The sequence below is a fragment of the Afifella aestuarii genome (assembly GCF_004023665.1).
Classification (GTDB): domain Bacteria; phylum Pseudomonadota; class Alphaproteobacteria; order Rhizobiales; family Afifellaceae; genus Afifella; species Afifella aestuarii.
Genome location: NZ_SAUF01000001.1, coordinates 1,771,750 through 1,782,570 on the forward strand (window position 1 = coordinate 1,771,750; position 10,821 = coordinate 1,782,570).

At 63.6% G+C, this 10,821-nt stretch carries 8 protein-coding genes and 3 tRNA genes; 7 read left to right on the forward strand and 4 right to left on the reverse strand.

Features of this window, described 5'->3' with window-relative positions:
- Positions 1-8: 8 nt before the first annotated feature.
- The 3 genes from kdpC to EO094_RS08325 are packed head-to-tail and all read left to right on the forward strand — an operon-like array spanning position 9 to position 4,005.
- Positions 9-620, forward strand: a complete 612-nt coding sequence (gene kdpC, locus EO094_RS08315; protein WP_128291731.1) for a potassium-transporting ATPase subunit KdpC — start codon at positions 9-11, stop codon at positions 618-620.
- Positions 617-3,316, forward strand: coding sequence for a sensor histidine kinase (locus tag EO094_RS08320; protein ID WP_128291732.1), 2,700 nt, complete (start codon positions 617-619; stop codon positions 3,314-3,316). The genes kdpC and EO094_RS08320 overlap by 4 nt, the downstream gene beginning before the upstream one ends.
- On the forward strand, positions 3,313-4,005 hold the full coding sequence (locus tag EO094_RS08325; RefSeq protein ID WP_128291733.1) for a response regulator: 693 nt from the start codon (positions 3,313-3,315) through the stop codon (positions 4,003-4,005). The genes EO094_RS08320 and EO094_RS08325 overlap by 4 nt, the downstream gene beginning before the upstream one ends.
- A gap of 147 nt (positions 4,006-4,152) precedes the next feature.
- On the opposite strand, the gene EO094_RS08330 is transcribed toward EO094_RS08325, so the two are convergent.
- The gene (locus tag EO094_RS08330; protein ID WP_128291734.1) at positions 4,153-5,835 is read right to left on the reverse strand and encodes a PQQ-dependent sugar dehydrogenase; all 1,683 of its coding nucleotides are present in this window, start codon (positions 5,833-5,835) and stop codon (positions 4,153-4,155) included.
- Positions 5,828-6,283 (reverse strand): DUF2231 domain-containing protein, encoded by a 456-nt coding sequence (locus EO094_RS08335; protein ID WP_128291735.1) that lies wholly within the window; start codon positions 6,281-6,283, stop codon positions 5,828-5,830. The genes EO094_RS08330 and EO094_RS08335 overlap by 8 nt, the downstream gene beginning before the upstream one ends.
- A gap of 621 nt (positions 6,284-6,904) precedes the next feature.
- Between EO094_RS08335 and EO094_RS08340 the strand changes: the two genes are divergently transcribed.
- A complete protein-coding gene (locus EO094_RS08340; protein ID WP_128291736.1) occupies positions 6,905-8,038 on the forward strand; it encodes a 1-propanol dehydrogenase PduQ in 1,134 nt (377 codons plus the stop codon).
- Between the two features lie 318 nt (positions 8,039-8,356).
- Here EO094_RS08340 and EO094_RS08345 read toward each other — a convergent pair.
- Positions 8,357-8,432: transfer RNA gene (locus EO094_RS08345), tRNA-Thr, on the reverse strand.
- Between the two features lie 739 nt (positions 8,433-9,171).
- On the opposite strand from EO094_RS08345, the gene EO094_RS18695 reads away from it, so the two are divergent.
- Entirely contained in the window at positions 9,172-9,366 is a 195-nt protein-coding gene (locus EO094_RS18695) for a BA14K family protein (protein WP_246008400.1), read from the forward strand.
- 6 nt (positions 9,367-9,372) lie between these two features.
- Here EO094_RS18695 and rlmB read toward each other — a convergent pair whose 3' ends face one another.
- Positions 9,373-10,170: a 23S rRNA (guanosine(2251)-2'-O)-methyltransferase RlmB gene (gene rlmB / locus EO094_RS08355; RefSeq protein ID WP_342772731.1), complete on the reverse strand. Its 798-nt coding sequence runs from the start codon at positions 10,168-10,170 to the stop codon at positions 9,373-9,375.
- A gap of 180 nt (positions 10,171-10,350) precedes the next feature.
- Between rlmB and EO094_RS08360 the strand changes: the two genes are divergently transcribed.
- Both EO094_RS08360 and EO094_RS08365 read left to right on the forward strand, forming a co-directional pair.
- A tRNA-Tyr gene (locus EO094_RS08360) sits at positions 10,351-10,435 on the forward strand.
- 19 nt (positions 10,436-10,454) lie between these two features.
- Positions 10,455-10,528, forward strand: a tRNA-Gly gene (locus EO094_RS08365).
- Positions 10,529-10,821 lie beyond the last annotated feature (293 nt).

Consider the following 10,821-nt stretch of genomic DNA (forward strand, 5'->3'; position numbering starts at 1 on the left):
GCAAAGCCATGATCGACCAGCTTCGTCCTGCCATCATTCTTTCGGTCCTCATGACCATGCTTCTCGGCCTCTGCTATCCGCTCGCCATGACCGGTCTCGCTCAAACACTGTTTCCAGCCGAGGCCGCCGGCAGTCTCGTCGAGCGCAACGGACAGGTCGTCGGATCCCGTCTGGTCGCCCAGAGATTTTCGGCTCCGCGCTATTTCCATCCACGGCCATCTGCCGGTGAGGTCGATGCCGGCGCGTCCGGAGGCAGCAATCTCGGTCCCACCAGCGCGGCCCTCCTCAAGCGGGTTTCGAGCGAGGCGGAAAGGCTCAGCCGGGAAGCCGGCGGTGCGCGCGTGCCCGTCGATCTCGTCACGACATCGGGCAGCGGTCTCGATCCGCACATCTCTCCGGAAGCGGCTTTCTTTCAGGCGCCGCGCGTCGCCAAAGAGCGAGATCTTCCCCTGCAGCAGATGCGCGACCTGGTCAGGCGTCATATCGAGGGGCGTAGCCTCGGACTTTTCGGGGAGGCACGGGTGAATGTTCTTGCGCTCAACCTGGCGCTCGACGAGCTTCGTCCGGCCGGGAACAACGGCGTGCCGGTGGCGGAAAGGGCGAGCAGCAGAACGCAATGAACGAGCCGGATAACCGTCCCGAGCCTGAGGCTCTTCTCGCGGAAGCGTCGCGGGAAGGCAGGGGGCGGCTCAAGATTTTCCTCGGTGCGGCGCCCGGCGTCGGCAAGACCTATTCCATGCTCGAGGCGGCGCGCGAGCGCCGCACCGCGGGTCTCGACGTTGCCGTCGGCGTCGTTGAAACGCATGGCCGCGCCGAGACGGAACGCCTCGCAGCCGGGCTTGAAACCATCCCGAGACGGCGTGTCCTCTATCGCGGCCGGTTTCTCTCCGAGATGGACGTCGATGCGATCCTGAAGCGCCGGCCAGGCCTCGTCCTCGTCGACGAACTCGCCCACACCAACGTTCCAGAAAGCCGGCATCCGAAGCGCTGGCAGGATGTGGAGGAGCTGATCGGCGCGGGCATCGACGTCTATACGACGCTCAACATCCAGCACCTGGAGAGCCTCAACGACGTCGTTGCGCGCATCTCCGGCGTGCGTGTGCGCGAGACGGTGCCCGATCGCGTCGTCGAACTGGCGGATGAGATCGAGCTGATCGACCTGCCACCCGACGAACTGATCGAAAGGCTGCGTGGGGGGAAGGTCTACGTCCAGGAGCAGATTGCGCGGGCCATCCAGAACTTCTTCTCCAAGGGCAATCTGACGGCTCTGCGCGAGCTTGCCATGCGCGTCGCGGCCGATCGCGTCGATGCGCAGATGATGGCGCATATGAAGAGCCACGCGATCCCGGGACCGTGGCCGACGCAGGAGCGAATCCTCGTTTGCGTCAACGAATCGCCGGTCGCCGGAGCGCTGGTGCGTGCCGCGAAACGTGCCGCCGATCGTGGCCGCTTCCCTTGGATCGCCGTGAACGTCGTCACCCCCGCCTCGGAGAGCCTGCCGGAGGCCGCGAAGGATCAGATCGCCGAGACGCTGAGGCTCGCCGAGACCCTCGGCGGCGAAGTCGCTTCGCTCAATGCAGAATCGCGCATCGCGCAAGAGATTCTCGCTTTCGCACGCTCGCGCAATGTCAGCCGCATCGTCGTCGGTCGGCCGCGCATGCGCACCTTTTCAGCGCGGTTCTTTCGCGAGAACGTGGCGAACGAGATCATCCGCGCCGCGAGGGATTTCGAGGTCACGGTGATCGCCTCGGACACCGCGCGAGCGCGTCGCGACAAGGTGAGGGGGCCGCATCTCTTTCCGACCTGGGAGGCGGAAGCCTATGGGGTGGCGACCGTGGCCGTTCTCGCGAGCAGTGCGATCGGGGCCGCGGTTCATCGGGCTTTGCCGGTGGAGAGCCTGTCGCTCCTCTACCTCGCCTCGGTGATTGCCATCGCCACGCGGTACGGCCTCTGGCCCTCGGTCTATGCGAGCGTCCTGTCCTTCCTCGCCTACAACTACTTTCTGACCGAGCCGTATTATACGTTCAGCGTCCACAGCGAGACGGTGGTCCGCACCCTTTTCCTCTATCTCGCCGTGGCGATCGCGACCGGCAATCTCGCGGCGCGGTTGCGCGCGCAGGTGAAGGCACAGCGCAACATCGCTAGGCGTACGGCCGCACTCTATGATTTCAGCCGCAAGATCGCGAGCGCAGCGTCCCTCGACGACGTCGTGTGGGCGGCCGTCCACCACGTCGCCTCGACGCTGAACTGCTCCTCGCTGATCCTCGGGCCTGGCCCGGACGGGCAGCTGACCATCCTCGGCGGCTATCCACCCGAAGATCAGCTCGATGCGAAGGATCGTGGCGCGGCCGAATGGGCCTGGGAGCATGGAGAAATCGCCGGCTGGGGCTCGCCGACACTGCCGGCGTCCTCCTGGCTTTTTCTGCCCTTGAAGACGGCACATGGCAGGGAAGGGCTGCTCGGCGTCAGCTTTGCGCGCTCACAGCCGCTCGCCCCCGACGAACGTCGTCTTCTGGAAGCGCTGGTCGATCAGGTGGCGATCGCCGTCGAGCGCACCCGTTTGGCGGCCGACATGGAGGAGACGCGGCTTCTCTCTGAAACGGAGCGGCTTCGCGCGGCGCTTCTGTCGTCCGTCAGCCATGATCTGCGCACACCGCTCGTTTCCATCATCGGAGCCGCGTCGGGTCTCCTGGAGGCCGATGAAGCCCTTGGCCCATCCGGTCGCGTGGCGATGGCCGAGACCATCCGCGACGAGGGCGAGCGGCTCAACCGCTACATCCAGAACCTCCTCGATATGACGCGTCTCGGCTATGGCGCATTGCAGGTCCGGCGCGACTGGGTCGACATGCGGGAAGTGGTGGGGCGCGCCGTTCGTCAGCTTCGGCGGCGCCTTGCGGGACACCGGCTCGCCATCGAGCTGCCGCGTGACTTGCCCATGGCTGCGGGCGATCCCGTACTTCTGGAACAGGTCGTTGCGAATCTTCTCGACAATGCCGCGAAATACGCCGAGCCCGGCACGGAGATCGTGGTTTCGGGCCGCGTCGAGGCCGGACAGCTTCATCTGTCGGTGCGCGACGAAGGCCCGGGAATCCCGATCGAGGATCGCGCCAGAGTGTTCGACATGTTCTACCGTGTGCGTGCCGGTGACGCGCAAAGAGCCGGCACCGGCCTCGGGCTCGCCATCTGCAAGGGCATCGTGGAGGCACATGGCGGCGAGATCGCCATCGGTGCGGGCTCGGGTGGCCGCGGAACCGTCATAAATGTGAAGCTTCCTCTCGCTCCCGAGATGCCGAAGAAGGCGACGGCAGAACCATGAGCGCCACGCGTATCCTGATTGTCGACGACGAGCCGCAGATCCGGAAGTTCCTCCGGGTGGCGCTCGGAGCGCATGGTTTTGAGGTTTTCGAGGCGGAGAATGGCCGCAAGGGGGTGGAGGCTGTCGCCTTGAAGGAGCCCGACCTCGTCATTCTCGATCTCGGTCTGCCCGACATCGATGGCAAGGAGGTGATCAGGCGCCTTCGCGAATGGTCGAACCTGCCGATCCTCGTCCTCTCGGTCCGGGAAGGCGAGGACGAGAAGGTCGCCGCCCTCGATGCCGGGGCCAATGATTACGTGGTCAAGCCTTTTGGGATTCCCGAGTTTCTGGCACGCGTGAGGGTCCTCCTGCGTCCTGCGCGAAAAGCCGGGGAGGACAGCGCGGAAATCGTCGTCGGGGATCTGAAGCTCGATCTTGCCCGCCACGAGGTGTCGCTGGCGGGAGAGAGGCTCAAGCTGACGCCGAAAGAATTCGAACTTCTCGCCTACCTGATGCGCAATGCCGGCCGCATCCTCACCCACCGGCAGATCCTGACGAGCGTCTGGGGGCCTGCGAATGCCGACGACGTGCAGTATCTGCGCGTCTTCGTCGGACGTCTGCGCCAGAAACTCGGCGATGATCCGGCGAGCCCCCGCTACATCCTGAACGAGCCCGGGGTTGGCTACCGCTTCCTGCGCCCGGAGGAGTGAGGGCGACGTGCTGAAACTCATGCCCGCCGCCGCTCCATATGATTCTGCCTAAATCACGTTGTAAACCAATATGATGTTTGGTTTTGTTAATGCCATATGGAGGCCGTTGCCGTCGCTCCGTGGCTCCGCAGAACGCCGGCTCGCCTGTCACTGGTTTCCGCTAGAGTTCGGTGCCGGCTCTGTCTGCGGAAGCACGGCCGGAGCAATCTCCGTCTGGCCGGGAGCAGGTGCCGAATCCGCCGGCGGTGCGACGGGCGCCTGACCTGTCATCATCTCGTCGGCAGAGGCGGCGGGCCTCTCCTGGTGGGCAGGTGTGGAGGCCTGATCTGGCGCCGACGTTGTGCCAGATGGCGAAGCCGCCTCTGCCGATTGCTGCGGGCCGGAGCTGCCTGCTGCCGATCCCGAGGTTGCACCGGAGGCTCCGGCACTGCCCGCAGACGCGGCCGAGACCTGATCGGTGCCGATCGGCTGAGGCGTGACGGAGCCGTCGGCGGCTGCCACGCGCCAGACTGTGTTGCCGGCGTCATCGGCGATCAAGAGCGCGCCGGTGCCGTCGATCCCAACACCGACCGGGCGACCATGGGCTTCGTCGCCATCAATGAAACCGGTCACCACATCTTGCGCCATGCCAGAGGGTGTGCCGTTCTCAAACGGGATGAAGACGACCTTGTAGCCGTTGAAGAAGCTGCGGTTCCAGCTGCCGTGCTCGCCGACGAAGGCGCCGTTGCGATAGGCCTGTGGCAGGGCAGAGTTCAACGAAAAGGTCATGCCCAAAGGCGCGACGTGGCTCGAGAGGGCGTAGTCCGGCGCGATCGCCTTCTCCACCATATCGGGTCTCTTCGGGCGGACGCGCTCGTCGACATGGTCGCCGTAATAGCTCCACGGCCAGCCGTAAAAAGCGCCCTGCTGGACGGAGGTCATGTAGTCGGGGACAAGGTTCGGCCCGAGTTCGTCGCGCTCGTTGACGACCGCCCAGAGCGCGCCGGTCTGCGGATTGAAGGTCAGGCCATTCGGGTTGCGGAGACCCGAGGCGTAAACCCGCGCTGCGCCGGTTTGACGGTCGACCTGCCAGATTGCGGCGCGACCTTTTTCGGCCTCCAGTCCGTTTTCCAGGATGTTGGAGTTGGAGCCGACCGACACGAAGAGGCTCTGCCCGTCCGGGGAGAGGGCGAGATCCTTCGTCCAATGATGGTCGATCGGTCCGCCTGGAAGCGGGGTGAGCACTTCCGGCGAGGCCGAAATCTCGGTGTCTCCGAGCGCGTAGGGATAGGTGAGGATGGCGTCGGTTGCGGCCACGTAGAGCGTGCCGTCGGCCCAGGCGACGCCGAAGGGGGAGTTCAGTCCGGTCAGAAGATCGTGACGCTCGTCTATGGTTCCGTCCCGGTCGGTATCGCGCAGTAGCGTGATGAGATTGCTTTCCTTCGTATCGCCGCCCCCGCCATGAGCGAAGGACATGATCCATCCGCGGATGATGTCCTTGGGGCGCGACACGGGTTCGCCTCCTGGACCTCGCGATTGGATGACGAGAACGTCGCCATTCGGCAGCGTATGCAGCGCCCGCGGATTGGCGAGATCCTGGGCATAGGCGGTGATGGCGAGACCATCGGGGACGGACGGTGTTTTGCCCTCGGTCCAGCCGATCACCTCCGCCACCTTCATGTTGGCAATGAGCGGAGGATCCGGCTCCGGGAGAACCGGGTCGGGACCGATCTGTTGCGAAATGTCGAAGTCTGAGCCGTCGTCACCGCAACTCGCCAGCATGGCGGTCAGGAGAATGCTGCTGGCAAGGGCGAGGGTGCGGCCGGCGAAGGTGTCGTGTGGGCTAGGCATGGTCGCGATCTCCTCGGTGACTCCTTGCAGTCATGGAGCGACCGAGAAATCCGGTCGCTATCATGACGAGGACGGTGAGAATGGAGAGGGTGAGGCCCCACGGAACGACGGCCGTCCAGCCGTCACCCGCATGGATGAGGCTGTTGATGAAGGCGAGCACGAGAACGACGATGCTGCCAATCGCGTGCGGCCAGGCTGCACCGCTTCTGCGGGCCGACCTGCGGACGAGAATGTCGATGATACCGACGATTGCGGCGAGGACGCCGACGACGAGGCCGACGAAGAGGAGCCATGCGGAGAAATTCTTCCACATGAGATTGGCCGTCTGCCAATAGGCGAGGTCCGTGAGGAGGGCCAGCGTGAAACAGACGGTCGGGAACTGGACCAGCACTGCGTGGATCGGCTGCCCGGCGACGGCGTCGTCCGCGGCGGGATGTGATTGCGCCATGGATTGCACCTTCCGATTTGTTCGGTGGCATTGGACTGAGTGACAGTGAAATGACCCGTGGCCGCGCTTTCAGTTCCATCCGTTTCCCTGAGCCGGATTTCGCGATCTGGTCAATCAGGGGTTGTTTCGCCTGGCTCTCGATTGTCGAAGTGCGGCCCGGGATCGGCTGAGACGGATATTCTCGTCACCAACGGTGAGGGTGGAAGTCTCAAAAAGACGAGGAAACACAGGGGCATAATGCCGCGGACGCGCATGGGACTGCGATGCGTGGTGCCTTCAAAGAGCACGCATGCGGGCCATTTGAGACGTCGGAAGCGACGACAAAGCGCCTGAGATCGGTCGCTTCCGCGGTTGTCCGGACGATCCTGCCCGGGCCGTTCAGGCAATCGTGACCGGTCGCCAGCCTGCGGCGCGGGCCAAAGCCGGTCCGATCTGCCGACATACTACCCCTCATCGCTAGACGGGAGCGTGATGACGCTTCAGATGATGGCGCACTGATCCGAAACTGGATGCGATGTCGCTTGGGGCTTGATGCGATGGCGCGAAGGGACCGGTTTTCAGCTCCGGGCAACGCCGGACCTAAAAATGCGGGGGAGCTCTTCGGCTAAGGAGGCCAAGACGATGAGCGCCATGCATACGTTTTCACTCAAGACAGAGGTTGTCTCTGGGGTGGGTACCCTCGAGCGGCTTCGTGAGTTCCACGGCGAGCGGGTCGGTATCGTCACCGATGCGCTTATGGTGAAGCTCGGTGTGGCGGACCGGGTGCGCCAGTACCTTTCCGGCTCCGCCGTCACGATCTACGACAAAGTCACTCCCGATCCGCCCATTGCCAGCGTCAAGGAAGGGGCCAGGGAGCTTTCCGCCTTTCGCCCGACGATCATCATCGGCCTTGGTGGCGGCTCGGCCATCGATGCGGCGAAAGCGATTCTGGCCATCCTGCGGGAGATGAACAGTCGGAGCCGCATCACCTTCATCGCCATTCCGACGACGAGCGGCACCGGCTCCGAGGTGACGGCTTATTCGGTGATTTCCGATCCGGACAAGGGCACGAAGTTTCCTCTCGTCTCCGACGAATTGATTCCGGATATCGCGCTGCTGGAGCCGGAATTCGTCCGCACCGTGCCGCCCCAGATCACGGCGGATACCGGCATGGATGTGCTGACCCATGCTCTGGAGGCCTATGTCGCCCATTGTGCGACCGATTTCTCCGATGCTCTTGCCGAGAAGGCCGTCAGCCTGACCTTCAAGAACCTCCCCGTGGTTTTCGCCGATGGCCAGAACGTCGAGGGCCGGATTGCGATGCACAACGCCTCGTGCATGGCCGGCATGGCCTTCAACTCTGCCGGGCTCGGTCTCAACCACGGGCTCGCGCATGCCATCGGAGGCCGTCTGCATATTCCGCATGGGCGCATCAACGCCATGCTCCTGCCATACGTGATCGCGTTCAATGCCGGTCTCGACAAGAACTCTGCGGAGCCTGCGGCAGAGCGCTATGCGCGTTTGGCCCGGCTCCTCGATCTTGAAGGTGAGACAGCCCTGCAAGGCACGCAGAATTTGATCGACGCGATCGTGGGCCTTAACAAGCGCTTTGGAGTTCCGTTGACGCTCAAGGCTTTGGGCGCCGACATGGCTGTGCTGGCTGAGAGCAAAGATGCGCTGGTTGCTTCCGCCTTGGCGGATTTCTGCACGTCAGGAAATCCGCGCAAGGCGAGCGCGGAGGATGTCAGGCGGATCATCGACAAGGTGGCTGGCTGAGGCGCCCGCCCTGTCGATTCCCGGGCGATTAAGGCGTCGTCCGGGCCTTGCCAATCTCGTTGAGCCGCCTTCAACCGTCTCTCGGCGGCCCTTTCCTGGCGTTGCAATTTTACGGGAAAATGGGGGAATCCACACTTGGCGCTCGATTCCCCGGGACTGGGCTTATGCGCAGTCCAGGCCGCCAGACAAAGGCCGCGCCTCAACGGCGCGGCCGGGCGCTCTCTGGGGTGAGAGGGCTCTGTGGGGCCGTACAGGCTCTCGTCGCCCAATCCGTTCCACGGACCGGGACTAAAAAACGCAGTCTTTTCAAAGTGAAAATGGTGCCGGCTGAGGGACTCGAACCCCCGACCCCCTGATTACAAATCAGATGCTCTACCAACTGAGCTAAGCCGGCATGGCGCGTGACGGCGGGATCCGCCTGTGGCTTCCGTGCGCCTTCAGAGCTCCAAATTCGGCCATTTGAAGCCGCCTGGAGCGGATATTCCCTAACCGCTCCTTCTGACAGGTGCAACAGCTTCGTCGGCGTGCCCGCAAGCCTGTCACCATGAGCGCCTTTCGGACAACATGCGCTGCCAACAACGCCGCACGATCGGCGTCGCGATGCCCGTCGGGGGCGGAGCATGGGGCGGCGACGCTTGGGAGGCGGAAGCCGCGAATCGACCATGTTCCGACGCCTGCGGGTAAAAGAAACGTGATCGGACCTTTTCACTGGGGAACATGCAGCTGCTTAATTTGTTAGCATTCTAAGAATGGTTGGCCGCACGAGAATCTTGTGGTGCGGTCCTCAGGAGATTTTCGTTATGCAATCCAGGTCTACTCGGGCAGCAATCGCGATCGCGGCAGGGCTTTCGATGGTGATTGCATCTCTCTCGCCGACAATGGCAGCAATGCCTCGCGCTCCCCAGGCTTCGCCGGCGAGTGGCGTCGAAGCCCCGCTGATTAAGGTGCAGGATCGGCACTGGCGCCGCGGCCATCGCATAGGACCTCGGGTCCCGAGCCGTCATTACCGGGGCCACCGATATCGCGGCCATCATTACCGCGGGCGGCATCACTATCGCGGACGGCATTACAGATATGGGCGACACTACTACCGGCATCGCCACAGGAACAGCATAGGAGCGGGTGTCGCCGGCTTGGGCCTCGGGCTTGCTCTTGGCAGTGCCATGGCGCAGCCGCGCTATTATGCGGCTCCGCCGGCCTATGCCGGCGCGCGGCCCGCCCCTTGGTCGCGCGAATGGTATGCCTATTGCGCCTCGAAGTACCGCAGCTTTGATCCGCGCAGCGGCACATTCCAGCCCTATCACGGCCCGCGCCGCCTCTGCCGCTGAGGTACCTCAGCGGCTTTTGGGGCGGCTCGCTTCGTAAAGCGCGATGGCTGCCGCATTGGAGACGTTGAGACTTGCGATCGGCGGGCGTGTGGGAAGCCGCACGAGCCGATCGCATGTCGCAGCGGTTTTTTCACGCAGGCCTTTGCCTTCGGCGCCGAGCACGAGAACGGCGGGTTTCGGCACGGGCTTATCTCCGAGCGCGTCTGTGGCTTCTCCATCGAGCCCCAGAAGATGAAAGCCTGCATCGCGCAGTTCCTCCAACGCATTGGAGAGATTTCTCACCCGCACGATTTCGACATGTTCCAGCGCGCCGGAAGCGGTCTTCGCAAGAACGCCGGTCTCGGGCGGCGAATGGCGCGCTGTCATGATCAGGAAGCTCGCGCCGAAGGCGGCTGCAGAGCGAAGGACCGCGCCCACATTGTGCGGGTCCGTCACCTGATCGAGCGCGACGATCATGTCGGCTCCGACGCAGTCCGATAGTTCCGGCTCGGGGAGGGGATCGCAGAAAAGCGCGACTCCTTGATGCACCGTGTCGGCGCCGAGGAGTTTGTCCATCTCGCGGGTGGAGGAGGGCTCCGGCCATTCCATGTCGGGCGCGAGCCCTTTCAGCCGGTTGAGCGCATTGGCCGTTGCGACGAGGCGATGGATCTCTCTTTTGGGATTTTTCAAGGCTTCGCTGACGGCGTGAAAGCCGTAGATGACCGAAGGCGAATCGGCCGGGGGGGTGCGTGGGCTTCGTCGAGTGGGCCGTCCGCTCTTCTCGCCGGGGCGACGGCGCCTTCTCATATTCGTATCGTTGGACATCGCTTGCTTGCTCAATTTACCGGCTTCTCCCTTCGCACCGAACTTCAGGGAATGGCAACGGTGGGCTTTCGTGTTGCGGGCGTTGACAGGCCGGGGCGCCACCTGCATATACGCCGCCACCGACGGTTTCGGTTGACCAACCGAGACCTCGCTTTCGCCAGTCGTTTCGACGGCCGCACCGGAGGGGTGCCCGAGTGGCTAAAGGGGACGGGCTGTAAACCCGTTGGCTATGCCTACGTTGGTTCGAATCCAACCCCCTCCACCAGCGGCCCGCGAAGCGCTGTGCGGGTATAGCTCAATGGTAGAGCAGCAGCCTTCCAAGCTGAATATGCGGGTTCGATTCCCGCTACCCGCTCCAGATTTCGACAAGAGCCGAACCTGGACCCGCTTTCGCGTCGCGCATCGATTGCGTCGTGCGAAGATGGGTGCGTCACTTTGGGCTCTGCTGCGTGACTCCACCGAGATCCTGCCGCCTCATCTTTATGGCTTCTTGCCAGGATTGTCTTTGTCGCGTGCATGTGACGCACGGCCTCTTGCACCATCGCGCGGACCATCGTACTAGGCGCGCCGAAAATCCCCGTCGAACTCAGCCTTGGTAGAGGGAAATGGCAAAAGAGAAATTTTCGCGCACGAAGCCGCATGCGAACATCG